Consider the following 22,044-nt stretch of genomic DNA (forward strand, 5'->3'; position numbering starts at 1 on the left):
CCCCAGATAAGCTAATATCATCATAGATGTCAGTAAATAATTAAGAAGTTAATTTATAGCAGTGTAAAACTGCTAACTTGCCAACACCTTGTAAATCCGCTCCGACCAAATGAAAATTCACAGAAAAAATTCGCTCAAAAAAATTCACCAGGATTTGTTTATAAAAGGAAAGCCTGGATACATTTTAGCCGCCATTGAGTGTGACTATTGGATGAAATTGAATACAACTAAAGTACGCAAATCGCGCTCAGACATGACTCGGCCTTAGCATGAAAGACTTGTTGAGGAGGCTAAGCTGAAATTTGAAGGCGAGTAGGCATCAATCTTTGCCTTATCGACCCAATGCATCATCTTCCTGAATGGAACTAAAGAACTAACTGCTGCTAGGTCACATTCCAGTCAGGACGCCAGATATGCCTCTAACTCCTCAGACAATATTTCCTTTAAAGGCTCCAGCTCAGATTCAAAATGCTTCCACTGATCCGTACCGCTGCGGTAAATAGGCTGGCGAACCTGCTCTGCACTAGGTGTACGCACGGCGCGTTCGGTACGGTGGAACTCCAGGCATTCTTCAGCAAATGGCAGGCCGCAGTAGTCCAGTAAACGACGCACCTGCCCTTCCAGGTCATTCACCACGTTTTCATAATGCACTCGCAGGACTTTACCCGGTAGCACTTGGTCCCAGTGATCCATCAAACGAACATAGTCGTGATAATATTCACCAATCTGCTCCAGACCATAGGTAAACTCCTGCCCCTCCGCAAACAACTGCTTAAATCCACTAAAGCAACAAGCCATAGGATGGCGGCGGGCATCGATAATTTTTGCATTGGGGAGCGCCAATTGAATTAAACCGATATGGCGAAAATTATTCGGCATCTTATCGATAAAGAAGGCAGCCTTACCACGATGTATTGCAGTTTCTTCGATATAGCGCTGGCCGATCTGTGCGAGCTGGTCGGCACTCAGCGCTTGCAGCACCCCCGGATAACGGGGTTCGTCACTGGTCCGTCGACGGCCATCCAAGCGGCGGGCGGAAGCCAGAATATTGTGCAACTCAAAAGTACCATCCACTTGCGGGTGGGAAGCGAGAATCTGCTCCAGCAGGGTAGAACCGGCGCGAGGCAATCCCACTATAAAAATCGGGTCTGGCGAATTAAAGCCGGAATTCAGGTTTTTGCTAAACAGTTCCGGCGTGCAGTGAGCAATTTGTAAATCTGTATCCCTGCGGTTTTGTTCAATGCTGTACTGGCACTCTTGCTGCTTTAGCCCATTCCCCAGCTCATACCAGGAAAAAGATTCTGTATATTGTCCGCGATCCTCCAGAGCCTTACCCAAAGAGAAGCAAAGGTGGTAACGATCTTCCCGCTCAGTGGCTGGCCCCCCTTGTAACTCTTGCATCTGCTCAATTTCAGCATCATCAAAGCGGTAAGTTTTCATATTCGCCAGGCTCCAATAGGCATCACCAAAATCCGGCCTGGACTCGTAAGAAGCCCGATAGGCATTAATGGCCTGGTCAGCTTCGCCTATCGTTTTAAGAGCGTGCCCCCGCTGCAGTAGGACGCCATGCAATCGGGGAGATTCAGCCAGGACCTGATCATAGATCTGCAATGCAGTCTGATAATCTCCAACCATGGCGCACTGCGTGGCGAAAAGAATGTCACTCTGCTGCCCACCCTGGCCATCCCGCAACATGCGGGCCTGCGCCAAGGCGGCGGCAAACTTCTGCCTCTTGCGCAATACACCGATATAATCGAAACGCGCCTGATGGAAGTGGGGGTTCATTTCGAGACAGCTTTCCAGCAGGAAATCTGCATCATCGAGCACCCCCAGCTCGGCGCCAATTAATGCCAGCAAGCGCATTGCTTCTGGATGATGCTTATTCTTTTGCAGAAAACTGCGGCAAAGTTGCTCCGCCTTATATAGTTTCTTCTCATACAATAGGCTGGTGGCACTCAGTAGTGCTGGAGGCAGGCTTTGCAGATGCTGGAATTGGCGCAGGGCCTTTAGGGCATCGGGCTCTTTGCCTTGTGCCCGCAACCCCACAGCGAGCCCCTTCCAACTGGCATGTAGGGCCGGATTCAATTCCAGCGCCTGCCGATACGCCTCCACCTGCTCCGAAAGCCCGCCCAACTTGGCAAAGTTATGCCCCTGTTCCTGATAGGCACGGGCATGTGAGCTATCCAGTTTCAGCAACATGTCAATTACCGCCTGGGCCCGATCAGTACTCCCCAAATATCTCAGGCTCACCGCCAATAAATAATAGCTTTCCGGGTCACCCGGAAACTTGTCCACCAGCTGTTGAGCCTGTTCAGCAGCGCTGGAAAAACTCCGCCCCTTCAGCGCGACTCGGATTTTTTGGGTGAGTTCAGCCTGGAGGGCATCAGATTGGGAGTTGTGGGACTGCACTGACAAGGGCAATATCTCATTAGTTTGTAATTACATAGGGGGCGCGCACTGGGCACACCCCACTCAAACTACGCCCCTCAACATTGAATTACCAGAGGGGCTGCCAGTTAGAAATCGTAAGATACACGCAAGCCCACTGTACGAGGGCGGTTGGTGGTAATTCGCTTGGAATTATCCAGAGTATTAATAAACAACTCTGCGCGCTCATCAGTGAGATTCTCGACATAGAGCTCCGTACCCCAGTGGGATTCACGTAGACCGAAGGATGCATCCGCAGTTGTGTAGGCGTCCTGCTTATAGCGATCATTCGGGTCGATCACTATAGAACTCCAGGCTTCATCGCTATAGGCAACTCCGGCCTGCCAGTAGGCATCAAACCCGGCAAGCTCCCACTCGTAGCGAGCCCGCAGATTAAATTGCAGAGGAGGTGAAAGAGCCAGTTCACTACCTTCTGGGGCCACATTAGCTGCGCTTTCCGGCACATGGGTAATCTCGGTATCGTTGTAAGAAACAGCACCGATAAGTTGCAGGTTATCCGTGGGCAACCAGGTTACATCTGCCTCGATACCGCGAATCTCTGCATCCAGGGCATTATCCAGATAGAACAGGAAATAGACATCTGGATCAAATACCGCTGTCTGGATATCACTCCACTCTACATAGTAGATACTGCCATTAAACTGCAAGCTGTGATCCAGCAGTGTCGTTTTCCAGCCCGCTTCGTAGTTGTCGACGGTATCGGTAGTAATGGTGTAGGGAACGGTTGTGGTTTCGTTGCCATTACCTCCACCACGATTGTAAGCGGGAGGACGGAAGCCTTCTGAATAAGTGGCATACAGCAGCATGTCGTCAGTAGGTGTGTAACTGAGGGTGAATTTACTGATAACACCGCTCTCATTCATTGGCACATCAATCCCCATCTCATCCCACTTGGAATCGAGGTTATCGCCATACATATCCACGTCGACCCCACCGGCATTGCCAAATGAGGAATTGGCGGAGCCCAGCAGCTTCACATCAATATCGTAGTGGCGCAGGCCAACTGTAGCGCTGAGCTGATCATTGATGTCATATGTCAGCTCACCAAAAAAGGCCAACTGCTCTTCCTGACGGGTAATATCATTGAAAAACGCCACGCCCGCCGGCCGCGCACTAGTATCGATCGCGGTGGACTGCACCGGGTCGGTAGTATCAGGCGACCAGCCACGCGGATAGTTTTCTGGGAAGCCGAGATCGATGATTGAGGAGTAGACAAAGTTACCCTGATCAAGGATTTCAATATCCTCGTAGAAGGCACCAATGGTCAGGCGCAGCGGATTATCCTGCGGTGTGGAGAAACGCAGCTCGTGGCTGCTGCGTGTATTTTCCACAGTGCCAACGTAGCCTTTGGTGGGGTCATAGCAAGTATCCACGTAGTTACAGGTGTAGTAGGCCACGTAGTTGCCCACATCGTTGTAACCGGTGTAGTCCATAGACTGCTCCACCTCGCGATCGAGGTAGGCACCGGTATAAACCACATCCAAAGCGGCAATGCGGCCTTCCAGCGTCCAGCTTGTCAGGTCGAAGCTGTCTTCCAGGGAATCTTCGAAATAACGGCGCACTTCCAGATCACCTACCTCTTCCGGATCGTGATCGAAAACACCGTCGGCTTCCAGGTCCTGGTGCGTGTGCTGCACCAGTAGTGACCAATCATCGTTGATCACATAATTTACGCCAACGCGAACACCTTTGTAGCTGGAATCGTTAAAATCTTCCTCTACCAAATCTTCGTTGTTGGCACTGGCAACCGGCAGTCCCTCCCAGGCCGGATTTATAGAGGCATCCGGGGTGTAGGTGCCGGCCACATTATCAATATACCCCCCCTCATTGGACTGATAGGCTGCCATGCGCAGGGCCAGCCTGTCCTCAATCAAGGGCAGGTTGATCATGGTTTCCAAGCTATCGGACAACTCGCCACCTTTGGTGGTTGCCAATCCTGCTTCGATGCTGAGATCGAATTCATCCAGCTGCGGCTTATTGGTAATCAAGCGTACAGTGCCGGCCTGGGAACTGGCGCCAAATAGAGTGCCCTGGGGACCTTTCAAGACTTCGACCCGTTCAATATCGGTCACGTAAACATCCAGGTTTCTGCCACCAATACTCACCGGTGACTCATCCAGATAGAGAGCGACATTGGGCGCGGTGCCATTAGCTTGGGACAGCTGGGTGGCGATGGTCTCAGTGGCCATACCACGAATGTAAATGGAAGACTGCCCGGGACCACGACCACCGGCAGTGACATTGGGCATAAAACGGATGTAATCATCAAAGTTGGAGACGTTCAGATTGTCCAGGCTCTCCTCCCCCAAAGCTTGAACCGTCACCGGAATATCCTGTGCGCTTTCGGCTCGCTTGGTCGCAGTAACCGTCACCTCCTCGATTTGTCTCGGCTCAGCGAGTGTCGACTGGCTGCTCAATACTGCTGCGCCTGTCGTCAGTATGGCGCAGTGCAATTTGCTTTTCTCAAACACAGACTTCTCCTTGCGTTCATTTTGATTTTTGTTCCGCCCAATACCCCAAGGCCAGGGGCTCGATGCCCCTGCTCCAGCCGTACATTTGCTTAGTACTGTAATAATTTGCCAGAAGATACAGCGCTGATTCAGCGCCAAAATGAACTGATCTAACTAATGTAGAAAGGCAAAAATGCAGAAAAATAAGGCCGCCGGTACAAATTTTGGGCGGAATTCTATACAAAATTCTTCAAAAGTGAAAGTTTGTACAATTTTCACCCGGAAATATGGTTATTTTTCTGTGAGAAATTGGTGACTTTTTGGTATTTTTTAGGGATGTAATATTTTGAGATCAAAAAATTAGGCTACAAAGAATTAATAAACCTGTTGCCTGGATGGCGAGCTAAGCAGGCATAACCGCATAGGCGAAGGGGATCAATGCAAATACTGGAGAGGTTGCCGGGGAGAGAAACAAAAAAGGCCGCATCAATTGATGCGGCCTTTTTGGGGCTACTGTTAAGGACTCCCTGTTAGTCTTTAACAGCAACAGTAGTCTTTTTCTTTTCAGGGATCGGGAAGCCACGATCGCGCATTAACGCTTCGATATTGGCATCGCGACCGCGGAAAGAGCGGTAAGCGTCTGCCGGGTCCAACGCATTGCGAGGAGCGAACAAGTATTTAACCAGTCTCGCCGCCACTTCCTTATCGTAGAAGCCGCCTTTGGACTCGGCGAAAGCCTCAGAGGCATCGGAGGTCAGTACGTCGGCCCACATGTAGCCGTAGTAGCTGGCCGCGTAGCCTTCACCGGAGAAGATATGACCAAAATGAGGAGAGCGGTGACGCATCACCAGTTCATCCGGCATACCCAGCTTCTTCAAAGTTTCACGCTCAAACTTGTCTGGATCGATACCTTCAGGGTCAGCAGTGTGGAACTTCATATCCACCAATGCAGATGCCAGGTACTCAGTAGTGCTAAAGCCTGAGTTGAACTTGGCTGCTTTCTTGATCTTTTTCACCAGATCCGCAGGGATCGGCTCACCAGTTTTGTAGTGCACCAGATAGTTATCGATTACCGCATCGGTAGACAACCAGCGCTCCAGCAGCTGAGACTGAAACTCAGTGTAGTCACGCACACCGCCATTTAAGGTCGGGTAAGTGACGTTGGACGCAAGGAAGTGCAGCGCATGGCCAAACTCGTGGAAGAAAGTCTCTGCATCATCCCAGCTTACCAGTACAGGCTCACCGGGAGCGCCCTTGATAAAGTTGGAGTTGTTGGAAGAGAGAACGTTCTTCTTACCATCGAAAGTGGAGTGGTCGCGGTACATGGTTGCCCAGGCTCCAGAACGCTTACCCGCGCGAGCAAATGGGTCCAGGTACCAGAGGCCGATATGGTCGCCGCTCGTCTTATCGGTAACTTCCCAGACCTTAACATCTTCATGGAATACCGGTACTGAGCCTTCCTTCACTGGAGTGAACTCAAAATTGAACAACTCACCAGCCACATAGAACATGGCTTCACGCAGGTTATCCAGCTGCAAGTACTGTTTAACTTCATCGGAGTTCAGGTCGTACTTGGCCTTGCGAACTTTTTCTGCGTAGTAGCGGTAGTCCCAGGGCTCAATAGTGATATTGGCTTTCTCGGCATCAGCCACAGCCTGCATATCAGCCACTTCTTCCTTCACGCGACCAACTGCCGCCGGCCAAACCGCTTCCATCAACTCCATGGCGCGCTCAGGTGATTTGGCCATACGATCACGCAGACGCCACTGGGCGTAGTTGTCGAAACCTTGCAGGCCAACACGCTCGTCGCGCAGCTTCAGGATTTCAGCGATGATAGCGTTGTTATCATGCTCATCACCATTGTCACCACGGCTGTAGTAATTGGTCCAAATCTGCTTACGCAACTCGCGATTGTCAGAGTAAGTCAGGAAGGGATCCATGGAGGAGCGGGTATTGGTAATAGCGTACTTACCTTTTTCGCCCTTCTCTTCCGCCAGGGCCGCCGCAGCAGCGACAAAGGAATCCGGCAGGCCGCCCAGCTGATCTTTAGTCAGGAAGATGTCGTAACCTTCCTCATCAGCCAGTACATTATTGGAGAACTTTGTATAGAGTTCCGCCAAGCGCTTATTGATTTCTGCATAGCGCTCTTTCTTTTCCCCTTCAAGGGTGGCGCCATTGGTTGCGAACTGGGTATATACCAACTCGACTACGCGCTTCTGCTCAGCGTCCAAATCCATTGATTCACGCTGATCATAGATAGACTGGATACGCTTAAAGAGAGCCTTGTTCTGGTAAATCTTGGACTCGTAGTCAGCCCACAGAGGTGCCAGTTCGCGCTGAACCTCTCGGAATTCCGGGGAGGACATATTACCGGCCCAGATTCCATAATAAGAAGATGCACGACCCAACTCTGCACCACTGCGCTCCATCGGAACGAAAGTGTTGGCGAAAGTAGGCTTGGCAGGATCGGCGGCTATGGCGTCCAGCTCTGCCAGATTCATCTCAATACCCTTCTCAATTGCGGGCTTGAGATCTTCAAGATTCATCTTGTCAAACGCAGGAACACCACCAAAAGGACCTGTCCACTCCGCCAATAGCATGTTGCTGGCGTGCTCAGGACTTACAGCCATGGACTTCTCGGCATTCACGGTATCTTTGACCACCTCAGCCTGTTGTGTCTTTTCACCACAACCGCCCACTACCGCAAGAGCTGCGGCCACGGATAGTGCGATCATTGTTTGACGCATCGGTATCTCCTCTAGGATAGAGCTTTGTAATAGTTTTAAGAGCGGGAGTTTAACCCCAGTTGGCCTCTGCCCGCCAATACTACCGCCATTCTCAGCCAAGGCTGCGGCAGAGTGAAAGAAATACACGACGACCTCCTTCGACTTTGACCATACGGTCTAGGCTGCCCACACCTCTCCTATTCAATGGTCCCTTCTGAAGGAACCAAATCAAAAAATTCGGCCCATATCGCCTACTCGGTCATAGTCAGTTTACTTCCATCACCATCAGCAGCTCACTTAAACCCCAACACAAACAAAGCCTTCGGCAACAAGCTATTGCAGCTCCACATCCTTGTTTGCCTTTTTAAAAACTAAAGAGTATTACCTCGCACCTAAAACTGATGCTTTAAATCAGAGGAGCCCCCAGCAGGAAACCAAGTTTCATTTAAGACAATTAGCGACCAATAAAACCGCCCCCAAACTAAACACAAACAAACACATTTAAATATATTTAGGGAAACCTGCTCCCATTTATAATTAGATAAATTTTTCTCTATTGAAAATAGTCACCTCAATATAAAACCCTTGACTACCGGAAATATTCCCCTGCAGAGAAGTGTAATGAGCGACAACCGGTAAAAATATCAGAATATTTGCCATACGTATCAATGCACTTCGAAAATAAAGCTATAGACGCCAAGCAACCGCGCTTAACTTATGCGACTTTTCATAATTATCTCCATTAAAAAACACTATTAAAACTTCAAAACAATATTTATCTACTCAAGACAAACTGGGCAATATTTAAACAAAAAGCAGGCGCTCTTTTTTAGGCACAAATATCAACCCAGAAAACCTAGCTTTTTATTTTATTCATACTTTCGCTTAACTGATTAAAAGTAGGGAAAGACTCATGCAAAAGAAATCCATTTTACCACTTGGTGCAGCTGTTGCGGTTTTATCAATGGGTGTCGCCACAGGCTCACAAGCTCAGGCGGTTAGCTGCGGTGACGTAATAACCACTCCAACCACCCTCGATAGTGATTTAGTGTGCACTATTGCTGATGAATTTTCTGTCGCAATAGCAATTGAAGGGCCATCTGGCAGCCTTTCAATGGGAGATTACAGTTTGACCTGTTCCACCAATAAATTTGGCACAGGTATTATTTTACTGGAAAGTGGTGCGCGGCTTAGCGGGGGTAGCGTAATCGGTTGCGGCGACGCTGTGACTGTTGGAGGTGATGGTGGCCATTATGTTACAGGTTTCACTATCACTGATTCTGGTAATAATGCTGTTTATGTCAAAAGCAATTTCAATGTAGTCAGCAACATGACAATCACTGGAGGTAGTGGGGTTGTGGATGAAGGTATCCTAATCCAGGGTAACAACAATCTCGTCAACAACAATTTTGTTGGAAATACTGACAATCCTGGCATCGAAATTACAGGAGCCTACAATCATGTTTATTTTAACGAGGTCTATTTTTGTGCAACCGATGGAATTGTAGCTGGCGGTATTTTTTCACGTGTAACCCACAACACATCCAACTTCAATGGTTACCAAGGTATTTCAGTTGCTGGTAGCTACGGCACTATCGCGCAAAATAAGATTGCAGATAATGATTTTGCGGGAATCCAGCTACTACAGGGCGAATTCAATAATATTGCCAATAATAACGTTATTTATAATGGCACTTATGGGATATATATTGCGGACAGTATGCCCACCGACAATACGATTTCTGGCAACTTCTCCAAGGGCCATACCTACGACTTATATGATCCAGAAAACTTTGCTTGCATAAGCAGCAATACCTGGATAAACAATACATTCACCACTTCTGACCCGGGCTGCCTCGATTGAATTGATAATTTAAGACCATATAAGCATATGGCCAGCAAAAAAATCATTAATTGAGAATTTAAATGTACAAACGACCCTCTTTTAATTTCAAAAAGAGGGTCACCCTTAAACACACGACAATATCAACTAGGAAAATATACCGCAATCCTCTACATGTTAATTAACTCAGACAACAACGGATAACCCTACCTACCACTTTCGATCAGGTTCTAGCATAGTGAGTCCGCAGATCTTATTCTGGCATAAGATTTATATATTAATGTCTACAACCCCATGTACAACACTAGCGAACTCGGTATAGAAATAGAGATAATAGGGGCGCTCAACTAACCAATGGTAGTATTAACGGATTATATTTCAGTGTAGATAATCCAGTTTTCACTTCAAACAAATCATAGAAAACAATATATTCACAATATCTAACTCCTACTGTCTTGATTATGTAAACCAGAAAAATGAGGAGCTTTATATAATTTTCTGATAATTACACACAGGCCCCAGGCGCACGCAAAAACCACCAGAAACCACCAAAAACCACCAAAAACCAACAAAAACCAACAAAAACCAACAAAAACCACCAAAAACTCCGTAGCGCTATAAAAGATGTAGACAGCTAATACTGCCTCATTAAAGTATATCACCGTATTAATATCTACACTTCTTATAGCTGTTAAAAGGAGTTACCTATGTTCTACCCTATCCAATACCCTAAAACCCTTTCCATGACTCTATTTACTTTAGGAGTCTCCCTATCATTAACGGTCAATGCGGTAGATTGCGGAGATGTCATTACCGAACCCGCCACCCTAACCGAGGATCTAGTTTGTGAGTTTACGGATGCTCCTGCCTTAACAATTCAGGGGCCAACTGGAAGTCTGTATATGAATGGACATTCCTTGACTTGCTTAGGATCAGATGCAGGCAATGGAATCGTGCTTATAGGCACATCAGCTGAATTATCCACCGGAACAGTAAATGGTTGCAATGATGCAGTTTTACTCTTAGAGGCGGGTGGGCACACTGTATATGGCATAAATGCATTGCTTCCACTGGACGATGCCATTGTTGTAAGCAGTGATAGCAATATCGTCACAGGCAATTATGCACTTGGTGACGGGAATGACTCAGATGATGGAATCGATATCAATGGTAACCTTAATTTTATTTCCCAAAACATTATTGAGTTATCCGGTGACGAGGGTATGGAAGTTGACGGCACTTCCAATACAATAATCGGCAATACTATTACTGGGTCCGACAGTGATGGGGTCGAATTAGATGGAGATTTTTCTGTCTTTGTTTCAAACATTGTACAAGACAATGACAATACAGGTATTGAAATTGAAGGAAGCTCATGCACCGTTTCAAATAACACAACAACAGAAAATGGATCTTCTGGAATTTCATTAGAATTTTCCGCATCCAACAATGGCATCAGTCAAAATACCAGTAGTGACAATGGAGCTTACGGTATATTAGTTACCGGTGTTAACGCCATTGGCAATAACATTGTCTTTAACACTGCCACAGGAAACGGCTTATTCGACCTTGAAGATCTTTTTGAGAGTGAGGATTGTAGCGTTAACAATAACCTTTGGTCAGGCAACACCTTCTCATCAGCTGAGCCGAGCTGCCTTGAATAAACCCTAAGTTACGTCTGCCGGGGTTATTAGCCTTTAAACTAAGGCAATAACCCCGCCCCCCCTTACTGCCAATGATACTATTTCAGGTCGGCATTACCCCCTTTTCAAATTAACTTTCAGAGACAACGGCATCCATCTCAATCTCCACTAACCAATTAAAGTCAATAAACCCCTTAACCTCCACAAAAGTACAGGCAGGGCGAATATCTGAAAATAGTTCCCCATGTGCCCTGGCCGCATCTTCCCAGCGCTTTATATCAACTAACATAATCCGGGTTCTTATAACGTCAGGCAGATGTCCACCAGCCTCCTTAAGAGCAGCGACAGCAATATCCAAGCAGAGTTTGGTCTGGCCATAAACATCACCGATAAAGGCAGTTTTGCCCTCCGATATAGGAGCGGTCCCCGATATAGCGATTTGCCCCCCGATCCTACAGGCTCTTGAAAACCCTATGGGATTCTCAAGGTATGAACCGGAGCTTATCAATTTTCTCACTTTAACTCCTTCTAACGAGTAAATACGGCTATTTTATTTCCATCCAAATCCCTAAAATAGGCCCCATAAAAAGATTCCGAATTCCTATAGCCTGGACCACCTTCAGATGTCTCTCCAAGTCCAAGCGCTAGAGAAAAAATCTTGTCGACTTTATCAATACTGCCAACGTTAAGGGCTAACATTGTACCGTTACCAATACTCGCCTGCTTTTTATCATAGGGAGCAGTAACAGCAAGTTTTGTGGAGGAGCCTTTAAACTGCCAGAAAATAACTGTATCAGAGCGATAAACTTCCTCCGCAGCAATAGGGGCTAAAATCTTGCAATAAAACAGCCCCGCCCTAGGCAAGTTATTTGTACCTAATGTTATATGAGAAATCATGTCGTAAAGCACCCTATTGGGAATAGTAAAACCTAAGATTTTATGGTCTTACCGCTAAAGCAACTACTGTATTTCAAAGGTTTCAATCCGTGATCAGGTCTCTATTTAGTGAGAACGGCACCTCCAGATAATTGCCCATACCTAAATTCTACAAATTCCCAGTAGTCAACGGGCAGGTCTCATATTGGCATAGCTGGTGATCAGGACCGAACTCAAATCGGCCTTTAATTTCATTTAAATACTCCAACATTGCCGAGACTCTCTTGGGCTTATTGACTCCGGGCCGATAGACTACATAAATTGGCATAAATATCGCGTGCCATTCGGGAAATATTCGTATTAACTCCTGCTTCTCCAACTCACAGATCATGCTGTTAACCGGAATTTGAGCTATTCCCACCCCGCCAGCAGCAGCTCTTTTTGCCGTTTCTGGATTGCCACAATGGAAGTTACTTCGCACTTCGATAGATTCCGTTTTGTTTTCGGAAACCAGAGTCCAAAAAGCAGACTCAGGGGCAGTCCCGGCTGTAATACAATTGTGCTGCCTGAGTTCCTGGGGTGACTCAGGTATTCCGTACTCCCTTAAATAGTCCGGACTGGCTACCAGAACCTGAGTCGTATACCCGATTTCTTTCGCCACCAAACGGTCATCGGCGATCTGCCCGACACGAATTGCCAGGTCTATACCCTGAATAAACAGGTCATCAAAAGTGTTGGATAGCTCCAGCGAGATTTGGGCTTTCGGCCACTGCTGGAGAAATGGAGGGAAAATATACTGGGCCAGGTAGCTCCCCATGGCCGGGGGAGCCGATACACGCAGCAACCCCTGTACTTGCTGCTCTATCTCCCGCACATCCTCGCGCAAGGATTTAAACTCCTCCACCAGTAAAGAGGCCCGGCGAAGGGTAACCCTACCCGCATCAGTAATCTCAATTTTCCGTGTAGAGCGCTCCAGCAGCTTGGCTTGTAGTTGTTCTTCCAGCTTCGAAATGGCTTTGCTCACTGTAGATTTGGGCAGTCCCAGCTCCTCGGCACACTGGGTGAGACTCAGCAGTCTGCAAGTGGTCACAAAGATCGATAAAGTTCGAAAGTCTATAGTTTCCAAATCGCGAACAATCAATTTCCAAACACCTTATTGTTTCCAATAAGCTGTGAGCTTAGTCTGTGCGCCATCGATAGACAACTGCTTTTCGTGACAACATTGAGGCACACAAGATGACTGCGACACAGGATCTGTTTACAGGTATTCAATTAGGTGATGTGAAGCTTGCCAACCGTGCGGTGATGGCGCCCCTGACCCGCGCAAGAGCTGAAAACCACGTACCTACCCCTTTAATGGCTGAGTACTATGCACAGAGGGCTGGCGCCGGCCTGATTATTGCCGAGGCAACTATGGTGGCAGAGGGAACTTCAGCCTTTATTTCTGAGCCAGGTATCTACTCCCAGGAACAGATCGAAGGCTGGAGACAAGTGACTGACGCCGTTCACGAGAGAGGCGGCAAGATATTCCTGCAACTTTGGCACGGTGGGCGAGCCAGTCACCCCGATTTGAATAATGGCACAACGCCGGTTGCAGCCAGCCCAATCGCCATTGACGATACGGTTCACACACCGGACGGAAAAAAACCTTACACCACCCCAAGATCCCTTGAAACTGTGGAGATCCCAGGAATTATCGCGGCTTTTAAACAGGGAGCAATCAATGCTAGAGATGCTGGCTTCGATGGAGTTGAGGTTCATGGTGCAAACGGCTACCTCTTGGACAGTTTTTTGCGGGATGGCTCAAACCTTAGAACAGACGAGTACGGTGGATCTCTAGAGAATCGTGCACGCTTGCTGTTTGAAGTTCTGGAAGTCGTTATCGAAGTTTGGGGCTCCGGCAAAGTTGGATTGCGAACTTCTCCCCTAAACGGATTCAACAGCATGCGTGATAGCGATCCTGAGAGGCACACTCGCTGGTTTGCATCAAAATTGAATGAATATAATTTGGCCTACTGGCACTTGATGCGAGCCGACTTCCTCGGCGAGCAACTCGGAGATGTATTGACTCCAGCAAGGGAACTGTATCAGGGCAATCTGATTGGCAATATGGGGTACGGGCGAGATGAGGCCAATACAGCCATCGGGCAGCAGCAAGTAGATGCGGTTGCCTTCGGCGTTCCATTCCTGGCGAACCCGGACCTGCTAAAGCGTTTTAAAGCCGATGCGAGCTTAAATGAAGCAGACCCAAACACCTTCTATACCGGTGGCGCAAACGGATATACCGATTACCCCACAATGCCCTAACCTTTAAGGAGCAAGCAGCTAGGTCGCCTTAAGCGGGCGACCTGCTTTCCGTACTCGGAGCACCAGCAGTCTCGGAACGGATCTTCACGTTATTAATCAGTGAGACCAGTACAAAACTCAGCAGCATCAGTAGATACCATGAGCTGAGCTTCGCCAGAGATACCATTTGCCATTCGTGGGATTGATTAGGGTAAATCCATATATTTGCAAAAGTAGCAATGTTTTCAGCAAACCAAATAAACAGTGCTACCAGCAACCACCCCAAAAGAAGCGGCATAGAGCGATGCTTTTCAACGACCTTAAAGTAAATATTGGTTCGATAAAACATTAACGCTGTTCCTGCTAGTAATGCCCAGCGGAAATCCCAGATATAGTGATGTGTAAAGAAGTTGACATAGATAAACACAACCAGAACAACTGTCAGCAATTTTGATGGATAGTGAGAATATTCAAATTCAAAAATTCGCCACACTCGAGCAATGTAACTGCCCACTGCGCTATACATGAACCCTGTAAACAGTGGCACATTACCAATCCCAAAGAAGTACTCTTCCGGGTAACTCCATGAGCCAATAGCGTCAGATGTCTTAAATATCTCCATGACGGTCGCAACGACATGAAATACGACAATAACTATTGACTCCCTGAATGTTTCCAGTTTTGTAGCTAGAAGAAAGACCTGAAAGGCTATAGCAGCCAGAAAGATAAAGTCATACCGGTGAATCGATTCCAGTGGATACCAATAGTTGGTGACAATCATAACTCCCAGCAAGAAGCCACCGAAAATACAGGCATAAGCCTGCCTCAAGCCAAACAACCAGAACTCACGAATATATCGTTTCAAATCCACACTTGATAACACTGCAAACAACACCTAAGTGGAAAATTTCTGTGGCTTCAAGCCTACCGATTCCAATACCTTTCTATCTTTAGAAAAAACTATCTGACATTTATGTTTTTAAATCCAAACGCTTTACTCCCGGCCTTAAAGCCGAGATTCAAGATTTCAGTATAGTTCTCAGGGACTTCAAAAAACACGATTTCCAGCTCGGCCTCAGAACCGCGGGGAAGCTCCAGATTTACCATTCCCCTCACTTCCTGCCCACCCCTAAATGCCTCATACTCCTTGAAAACAGCGCCATCTTTCATAATCAGGCGCCAGGAGGAAAGCCTTACTTTTTGCCGACTTCTCCGATTAGTCACGGTCATACGGCACTGCACTGTACCGCCCTGCCTTACACAATTATTGTGATGAATCTCGACCCCTTGCAGGTAAACAGCACCACCTTCAGAAGTCGTTTTTGGAAGACCCGCAACAAAATCCGGACTGTGATACTCCTTCCCCAGAATAAAAAATGAAAAACAAGAGATCGAATAAGCCAAAACCAAAACCACACCAAATAGGTAGCGATTTTTTAAGTAGCTCCAAATACAAAGAGATAGAGAAGTGCACACAATCACAATAGCCATAAAGGCTACATAATACTCAGGGCGCCATATGCCGTATAGGTAAATCATGGGCTCAGGAAATAGATACTGGGTAAGTGCCCATAACACTGCTACTAGTGCCGACAATACGCTCAATATTTTTGCAGCAAAAAACTTCCTGCGACTAACTGAGTAATGTCCCTTTACCATATCTGTCATTTTGCTTTATCCCTATACAACCAGCGTCAAGCTGGTTAGCTAGCACTGCTGACAAGTCACTTAAGCTTCAAGCCAGCGCAAAATGGTACATGATACAGATTTAAAGACCGAAATCGATTACACCTTATTTCTAAACCTATCCTGGCATAATCAATCAAAACTTAAACACCACACTCTTCAACAAGCTTGTAGCGCCCTTCTCGGAATTTGAACATGACTCAATTATATTGAAAATATAGTCATACTAGTTATAGTGAGGAGAAAAGTCAGGGAATTCACCAGAAAGGGAATGGCGGGAAGCCAAACCCTTTGTCAATAAAGAACTCGATCTACTGAGCCCCTACCGCACTCTGGTAGTCCATATATGCAGGTAGTGCGACTGCAGCAAGAATACCCAAAATAGGAATTATCAACAAACAAACACCCCAAACAGACCACTTTTTCTGGACAGAATTAAAATGCTCAAGGCTTTCCCATTGCTTATTTTTCCAGGCGAGTTCGCGCCCCTTAATTCCCAGGTAAATAGCAACAATTAACCCAATATAAGGAATAAAAGCCAGCAAACCGATATAGCTTTTGTTAAATATAGCCCATATCCAATTTAAGAGAAAAGCACCCCAACTCCAACCTTTAACTCCCTCTGGAATGACATCGCTTTTCTGTCCAGAATTATTAACAGCATCAGTACTCACATCCGAGGTTGGTGCCACATACGGATTGGTCATAACTTCCCCCAACTTTCACTTTATAAATAGAATAAATACAGCAAGGTAAAGTCACCCAAATAAAGGAGGGAGACAGCCTCTCATCAGATTATTCAAGGCCCCTGCACAGGCCATGAATTCTAATTGGCGGGTATTAACAGCGCAATAGCTCATCCCGATAAATGCGAGTCAGCGCACGCACAACCAGCTAATATAGCAGCCTCCAAGAATAGCTTGTCAAACAGAAACTAATCATCGCTACTGCAAGAACTGCCACTCGAACTACTGCCAGAATTACTATCGTACCAACCATCATCCTCATCGCTACTGGAGGAACCGAACCATCGTGCCATCAAACCTATACCAAATACGACTAGCATTATCGCGTAAACATCGATTTCTACCGTAATTCCGCTGTAAATACCAAGGCCAACAAGACATAACCCCAACAAAAACTCGATAGTTCGCACCATTACCCCACCCTACATTTTTACTTTTACAAAAATTGACAGAATAAACTATCAAATATTATCAACAATGTCGTTTAAGGGATATCCATCCCCTAATCTAATAAATGAGGTGGCTTTAATTGATACTTAAATACTTTCAGTCGAAGTAAAACCTGGAGAATGTTCAGCTTGAATGACTTAACTGTAAAAGGAGCAGCTCCTCACATACAGTCTGACAAATATAGAATACTGATTTAGAGGGAGTTTCAGTCGAGAGAAATGAAAACCTCTTATTCGAGCCAAAGGCTCAAGATAAGAGGTTTTACATTCAGAATTTCTTAATTAAAGAGAACAGCCAATTAAGCGATTCGACCAGCGCGCAACCATTCAGAAACACAAAACGCCAGTTCTAACACCTGATCGGCATTTAGTCGCGGATCGCATTGGGTGCGGTAGCAACTGGCGAGGTCTGCTTCAGAAATTTTCCAAGCTCCACCGGTGCACTCAGTGACATGCTGCCCGGTCATTTCCAGATGGATACCGCCGGGATGGCTTCCCTCGGCCCAGTGTACCGAGAAAAAGTCGCGAATTTCCCGCAGGATTTTTTCAAAATCGCGAGTTTTATAGCCGTTACCCGCTTTAACGGTATTGCCATGCATGGGATCAGTGCTCCATACCACCGAGCGCCCCTCCGCTTGAATGGCGCGCACCAATGCAGGCAATTTTTCTCCCAAAGTATCGGCGCCCATACGGGTAATCAGTGTAAGGCGACCTGCATCGTTCTCGGGGTTGAGCTTATCGATCAAACGCAGCAACTCATCCGGTTGCATCTTTGGACCAACTTTCACCCCAATCGGGTTACAAACACCGGAGAGAAACTCCACATGAGCGCCATCCAGTTGCCGAGTGCGTTCACCAATCCACAGCATATGTGCGGAGCAGTCATACCATTTGCCAGTAAGGCTATCGGTTCTTGTCAGCGCTTGCTCGTATTCAAGTAATAGCGCCTCATGAGAGGTATAGAGTGAAGTCTCACGAATTGCGGGAGAGTTCTCTGAGGTAACACCACATACCGCCATAAACTCTAAAGCTTCCTGAAGGCGTTCCGCCAGCTGGGCATATTTTTCCCGCTGAGGATTATTCTTCAGGAAGCTGAGATTCCATTTGTGCACCTGATGCAGATCGGCCAATCCCCCCTGGGCGAAAGCTCGCAGTAGGTTCAGGGTGGCTGCCGATTGGTTATAAGCAGTTACCATCCGCTGAGGGTCAGGTATGCGCGCTTCAGCAGTAAAATCAATGCCGTTGATAATATCGCCACGGTAGCTGGGCAGTTCTACTCCGTTCACCGTCTCGGTATTTGCTGAACGGGGTTTGGCATATTGGCCGGCCATTCTCGCAACTTTCACCACCGGCAGGTTACCGGCAAAGGTGAGCACGACAGCCATCTGCAACAATACCTTGAAAGTATCGCGAATGCGGTTTGCATTAAAATCGGCAAAAGATTCAGCACAATCACCGCCCTGCAAAAGGAAGGCTTTCCCCTCGGCAACCTGAGCCAGCTGACGGCGCAGCTCGCGAGCCTCTGCCGCAAAAACCAGGGGCGGATGACCAGAGAGCTGTTTAGCCACCTGGGCAACATCTTCGGCAGACGTGTATTGGGGCTGTTGATGTGCGGTGAAGTTTCGCCAGCTCTGGGGGGTCCAAATTTGGGTGGGGGATTCGGGCACTGGGACTCCTAGCTCAACTTCCATCTTTCACTCTTACTTCTAAAGGATAAATCTTAAGGGTGAGCATATTGCTCACCCCCAAATGTGCCGAATTTACAGCACGCTGGCAACAGCCTTACAGAAGTATTCCATATTATTGGAACTCAGGCCGGCAATACTGATGCGACTCGAGTCCACCATATAAATGGAATAGTCCTTTTGCAGCTGTTGTACCTGTTCGGGATTGATACCCAGGAATGAGAACATCCCTTTCTGCTGGCGGATAAAGCCAAACTCACCGGCAGCACCCGCTGCGGCGAGCCCTTCTACCAATCCAGCACGCAAACCGTTAATACGCTCGCGCATTTCGGTCAGCTCAGCTTCCCAGTTCGCTTTCAGTCCCGCATCAGTAAGAATAGATTCTACAATGGCAGCACCGTGGGAAGGTGGCATGGAATAGTTGCCACGAATAGCGCTCAGCAACTGGCTATGGCCTTTATCGGCGGCTTCACCATTCGCATAAATCACCATAGCCAGGCCGACACGTTCGCGATAGAGGCCAAAATTTTTCGAGCAGGAAGCCGCGACCAGCATTTCTGGAACAGATTCAGCCATCAAGCGCAGGCCGTAGGCATCATTTTCCAGGCTCTCGCCAAAGCCCTGATAGGCCATATCGATAAACGGCGTGAAGCCCTGCTTTTGCGCCATTTCCGCCAACACTTTCCACTGCTCGCGGGACAGATCCGCACCACAGGGGTTATGACAGCAGGCGTGGAAAAGAACAACATCTCCCTCACCCACATCCTTCAGAGTCTCGACCATTTTGTCGAACTGCAAACTGCTGGTAGCGCGGTCGTAGTAGGGGTAGCTCTTAATTTGCAAGCCCGCATTACCCAGAAGCGGCACATGGTTAGCCCAAGTGGGGTCACTCACCCACACGGTTGCCCCAGCTTTGGCGCGATTAATCAATTCCGCCAGAACTCTTAAAGCACCACATCCACCGGGAGTTTGAGCTGAGCGAACGCGACCGCCCACCAACGCGGGGTGCCCGGCACCCAGTACCAGCTCCTGCATGACTGTGTTGAAACCTGGAGTTCCGGCCGGGCCGATATAGGCCTTGGTTTCCTCACCCTGCAATAAGCGGGTTTCGGCTTCCTTGACGGCTTGCAAGACAGCGGTATGGCCTGCCTCATCTTTGTAGACGCCCACACCGAGATCAATTTTGCTGGAGTTTTCATCCGCGCGGTAGCTGGCCAAAAGGCCCAAAATCGGATCTGGCGGAAGGCTGTTTAAATGCTCAAACATCTGAAAACTCCTCTTAGTTTTCTCATTTATTCATCAACGAGGCCGCGCTCAGACCATTCCTTCGCGCGCACCATTAACTTATCAATAATGCTATCCAGTTGTTCCCGCTCCTCAGTGGATAGGGATGCCATCAAGTCATTCTCGTACTGATGGGCCAGCGGCACTATGCGAGCATAAATATCTCGCCCCAGCTCCGACAGGTTCAGCACTTGCCGGCGCCGGTCACCGGGATCTTCACTGCGTGTAATGTAGTCATTCTTTAACAGGGAAGAGACGGCCCGACTGATTGCGACCTTGTCCATCGCCGTCTGCTCAACCAGCTCGGCGGCGGATAAATCGGGAAAACGACCCAGAATTGCCATAACCCGCCAAGCGGGAATGGTGAGGTGGAAGCGCGCACCATAAGCTTGCGCAATAGCATTACTCACCCGGTTGGAAAGTACCGAGAGGCGGTAGGGTAAGAACTTTTCGAGGCGCAGCTCGTCGTTCTCAACAACGGTGGGTCGCGTGTTTTGTTCGATTGTCATAGCTGCCCTCAAACCTGCCTGCTCGGGTGTCCCGGTTGTACCTGTTACTCAATTTAACTAACATTGGTTTCAATTGTAACCACTATCGGCACAAATACTTTCTGGAAAAGTTACCGGGCCATACGAAAAAATGGCCGGACAGTATAGGTTTTTTTGCGCCATATTTGCGAACTAATTGGGTCTATGGCGCAAGAAATTTGCGTGTAAGTGGCGCTGAGATGCTCAATTTTTCGCCACACCTTCGAACCATCCGCACAGAAGCGAGGCCACGCTATGAAACAGTGGATCAGCTTTCCGCGAACGGAAGGAAATACAAGCCGCCAAGCCCATGCAGATTTCCCACCCAACAGCTTTGAAAGGGAAATGGGCAAAGAGGGTTTTTTTGGACCCTGCACCCACTTCTACCATCGTCATCCCCCCACCGGCTGGAGCCAGTTCGAAGGTCCATTGCGTCCCCACGCTTTTGATGCCACGCAAATGAAGCACAAAGGAACAAGCCCCTGGGATCAAAAGCCGATCCTGCGAAACCAGGATAGTCAGGTCGCCCTCTGGACCTGCCGGGAGCCTATGAATCATCTGGTGCGCAACGCTGACGGCGACCAACTCCTGTTTATACACAATGGGAGCGGCGACTTGTTCTGCGATTTTGGCCACCTCTCTATTCGCGATGGCGACTATATCCTGCTGCCCCGCGGCACCTTATGGCGCCTGACGCCGACAGAGGATGAGCCGCTGGAACTATTGATGGTAGAGGCGATAGGTAGCCATTTTCAGCTCCCCGAAAAAGGCATCCTTGGCCCCAATGCAATTTTTGACCAGGCGATGCTGGATGTGCCTCGTATAGATAAAGCCTTTCTCGATCAACAGGGCGATGATGAGTGGCGGGTTGTGGTTAAAGCCCGGCAACAGCTGTCGACCATTACCTACCCCTTCAACCCACTGGACGCCTGTGGTTGGACTGGGGACAACCTGGCCGTTCGCATCAACTGGCGCGATATACGCCCGCTGATGAGCCACCGCTACCACCTACCCCCTTCAGCTCATACCACCTTTGTCGCACAAGGTTTTGTTGTAGCGACTTTTGTACCTCGCCCGATTGAGAGTGACCCGGGCGCACTCAAAGTCCCCTTCTTTCACAACAATGATGACTTTGATGAACTCATCTTCTATCACCGTGGTGACTTCTTTAGCCGCGACAATATTCATCCGGGGATGCTTACCCTCCACCCCATGGGGTTTACCCACGGCCCCCATCCCAAGGCATTTGCTACCGGGGCCCGGCATGCACGCAAGGAAACCGATGAAGTTGCTGTAATGATCGACAGCCGCACCCCCTGGGATATTCTCCCGGATGCCCATGCCGTGGAGCTAACAGATTATGTAAACTCCTGGAAGCCAAAATGAATACGGCGC

The 22,044-nt window shown here is 48.1% G+C and carries 17 protein-coding genes; 4 read left to right on the plus strand and 13 right to left on the minus strand.

Features of this window, described 5'->3' with window-relative positions:
* Window positions 1-399: 399 nt before the first annotated feature.
* The 3 genes from ACJJIR_RS13115 to ACJJIR_RS13125 all read right to left on the minus strand — a co-directional run bounded on the left by ACJJIR_RS13115 (window position 400) and on the right by ACJJIR_RS13125 (window position 7,645).
* Complete coding sequence (locus tag ACJJIR_RS13115) at window positions 400-2,409, minus strand: tetratricopeptide repeat-containing sulfotransferase family protein (protein ID WP_444908423.1); 2,010 nt, start codon at window positions 2,407-2,409, stop codon at window positions 400-402.
* Between the two features lie 107 nt (window positions 2,410-2,516).
* The gene (locus tag ACJJIR_RS13120; protein WP_444905694.1) at window positions 2,517-4,919 is read right to left on the minus strand and encodes a TonB-dependent receptor; all 2,403 of its coding nucleotides are present in this window, start codon (window positions 4,917-4,919) and stop codon (window positions 2,517-2,519) included.
* A 509-nt stretch (window positions 4,920-5,428) separates the two neighbouring features.
* Window positions 5,429-7,645, minus strand: coding sequence for a M3 family metallopeptidase (locus ACJJIR_RS13125; protein WP_444905695.1), 2,217 nt, complete (start codon window positions 7,643-7,645; stop codon window positions 5,429-5,431).
* A gap of 892 nt (window positions 7,646-8,537) precedes the next feature.
* Between ACJJIR_RS13125 and ACJJIR_RS13130 the strand changes: the two genes are divergently transcribed.
* Window positions 8,538-9,488: a right-handed parallel beta-helix repeat-containing protein gene (locus ACJJIR_RS13130; RefSeq protein ID WP_444905696.1), complete on the plus strand. Its 951-nt coding sequence runs from the start codon at window positions 8,538-8,540 to the stop codon at window positions 9,486-9,488.
* A gap of 686 nt (window positions 9,489-10,174) precedes the next feature.
* Entirely contained in the window at window positions 10,175-11,131 is a 957-nt protein-coding gene (locus ACJJIR_RS13135; RefSeq protein WP_444905697.1) for a right-handed parallel beta-helix repeat-containing protein, read from the plus strand.
* A 109-nt stretch (window positions 11,132-11,240) separates the two neighbouring features.
* Here ACJJIR_RS13135 and ACJJIR_RS13140 read toward each other — a convergent pair whose 3' ends face one another.
* The 3 genes from ACJJIR_RS13140 to ACJJIR_RS13150 all read right to left on the minus strand — a co-directional run bounded on the left by ACJJIR_RS13140 (window position 11,241) and on the right by ACJJIR_RS13150 (window position 13,127).
* Window positions 11,241-11,627, minus strand: a complete 387-nt coding sequence (locus tag ACJJIR_RS13140; RefSeq protein WP_444905698.1) for a RidA family protein — start codon at window positions 11,625-11,627, stop codon at window positions 11,241-11,243.
* 11 nt (window positions 11,628-11,638) lie between these two features.
* A complete protein-coding gene (locus tag ACJJIR_RS13145) occupies window positions 11,639-12,007 on the minus strand; it encodes a VOC family protein (RefSeq protein ID WP_444905699.1) in 369 nt (122 codons plus the stop codon).
* Window positions 12,008-12,155: 148 nt separating this feature from the next.
* The gene (locus ACJJIR_RS13150) at window positions 12,156-13,127 is read right to left on the minus strand and encodes a LysR family transcriptional regulator (RefSeq protein WP_444905700.1); all 972 of its coding nucleotides are present in this window, start codon (window positions 13,125-13,127) and stop codon (window positions 12,156-12,158) included.
* A gap of 95 nt (window positions 13,128-13,222) precedes the next feature.
* Between ACJJIR_RS13150 and ACJJIR_RS13155 the strand changes: the two genes are divergently transcribed.
* A complete protein-coding gene (locus tag ACJJIR_RS13155) occupies window positions 13,223-14,293 on the plus strand; it encodes an alkene reductase (protein WP_444905701.1) in 1,071 nt (356 codons plus the stop codon).
* A gap of 28 nt (window positions 14,294-14,321) precedes the next feature.
* Here ACJJIR_RS13155 and ACJJIR_RS13160 read toward each other — a convergent pair whose 3' ends face one another.
* The 7 genes from ACJJIR_RS13160 to ACJJIR_RS13190 form a co-directional block, all read right to left on the minus strand.
* A complete protein-coding gene (locus ACJJIR_RS13160; protein ID WP_444905702.1) occupies window positions 14,322-15,137 on the minus strand; it encodes a DUF817 domain-containing protein in 816 nt (271 codons plus the stop codon).
* 95 nt (window positions 15,138-15,232) lie between these two features.
* Window positions 15,233-15,940 (minus strand): hypothetical protein, encoded by a 708-nt coding sequence (locus ACJJIR_RS13165; RefSeq protein WP_444905703.1) that lies wholly within the window; start codon window positions 15,938-15,940, stop codon window positions 15,233-15,235.
* A gap of 329 nt (window positions 15,941-16,269) precedes the next feature.
* Entirely contained in the window at window positions 16,270-16,632 is a 363-nt protein-coding gene (locus ACJJIR_RS13170) for a hypothetical protein (RefSeq protein ID WP_413665243.1), read from the minus strand.
* Window positions 16,633-16,892: 260 nt separating this feature from the next.
* Window positions 16,893-17,117 (minus strand): hypothetical protein, encoded by a 225-nt coding sequence (locus ACJJIR_RS13175; protein ID WP_444905704.1) that lies wholly within the window; start codon window positions 17,115-17,117, stop codon window positions 16,893-16,895.
* Between the two features lie 335 nt (window positions 17,118-17,452).
* A complete protein-coding gene (locus tag ACJJIR_RS13180; protein WP_444896762.1) occupies window positions 17,453-18,844 on the minus strand; it encodes a class II 3-deoxy-7-phosphoheptulonate synthase in 1,392 nt (463 codons plus the stop codon).
* Between the two features lie 69 nt (window positions 18,845-18,913).
* Window positions 18,914-20,104: an amino acid aminotransferase gene (locus ACJJIR_RS13185; RefSeq protein WP_444905705.1), complete on the minus strand. Its 1,191-nt coding sequence runs from the start codon at window positions 20,102-20,104 to the stop codon at window positions 18,914-18,916.
* 26 nt (window positions 20,105-20,130) lie between these two features.
* Window positions 20,131-20,631: a MarR family winged helix-turn-helix transcriptional regulator gene (locus ACJJIR_RS13190; RefSeq protein WP_282933355.1), complete on the minus strand. Its 501-nt coding sequence runs from the start codon at window positions 20,629-20,631 to the stop codon at window positions 20,131-20,133.
* 273 nt (window positions 20,632-20,904) lie between these two features.
* Between ACJJIR_RS13190 and ACJJIR_RS13195 the strand changes: the two genes are divergently transcribed.
* Window positions 20,905-22,035, plus strand: coding sequence for a homogentisate 1,2-dioxygenase (locus ACJJIR_RS13195; protein ID WP_444905706.1), 1,131 nt, complete (start codon window positions 20,905-20,907; stop codon window positions 22,033-22,035).
* The last annotated feature ends 9 nt before the right edge of the window (window positions 22,036-22,044 follow it).

The organism is Microbulbifer maximicatervae (SeqCode) (assembly GCF_052467385.1).

Excerpts from the sequence above, each read along its gene's own strand:
- ACJJIR_RS13125 (WP_444905695.1), bottom strand. The coding sequence starts at position 7,645 with ATGCGTCAAACAATGATCGCACTATCCGTGGCCGCAGCTCTTGCGGTA.
- ACJJIR_RS13130 (WP_444905696.1), top strand. The coding sequence starts at position 8,538 with ATGCAAAAGAAATCCATTTTACCACTTGGTGCAGCTGTTGCGGTTTTA.
- ACJJIR_RS13145 (WP_444905699.1), bottom strand. The coding sequence starts at position 12,007 with ATGATTTCTCATATAACATTAGGTACAAATAACTTGCCTAGGGCGGGG.
- ACJJIR_RS13165 (WP_444905703.1), bottom strand. The coding sequence starts at position 15,940 with ATGACAGATATGGTAAAGGGACATTACTCAGTTAGTCGCAGGAAGTTT.
- ACJJIR_RS13135 (WP_444905697.1), top strand. The coding sequence starts at position 10,175 with ATGTTCTACCCTATCCAATACCCTAAAACCCTTTCCATGACTCTATTT.
- ACJJIR_RS13180 (WP_444896762.1), bottom strand. The coding sequence starts at position 18,844 with ATGGAAGTTGAGCTAGGAGTCCCAGTGCCCGAATCCCCCACCCAAATT.
- ACJJIR_RS13195 (WP_444905706.1), top strand. The coding sequence starts at position 20,905 with ATGAAACAGTGGATCAGCTTTCCGCGAACGGAAGGAAATACAAGCCGC.
- ACJJIR_RS13185 (WP_444905705.1), bottom strand. The coding sequence starts at position 20,104 with ATGTTTGAGCATTTAAACAGCCTTCCGCCAGATCCGATTTTGGGCCTT.
- ACJJIR_RS13155 (WP_444905701.1), top strand. The coding sequence starts at position 13,223 with ATGACTGCGACACAGGATCTGTTTACAGGTATTCAATTAGGTGATGTG.
- ACJJIR_RS13175 (WP_444905704.1), bottom strand. The coding sequence starts at position 17,117 with ATGGTGCGAACTATCGAGTTTTTGTTGGGGTTATGTCTTGTTGGCCTT.
- ACJJIR_RS13190 (WP_282933355.1), bottom strand. The coding sequence starts at position 20,631 with ATGACAATCGAACAAAACACGCGACCCACCGTTGTTGAGAACGACGAG.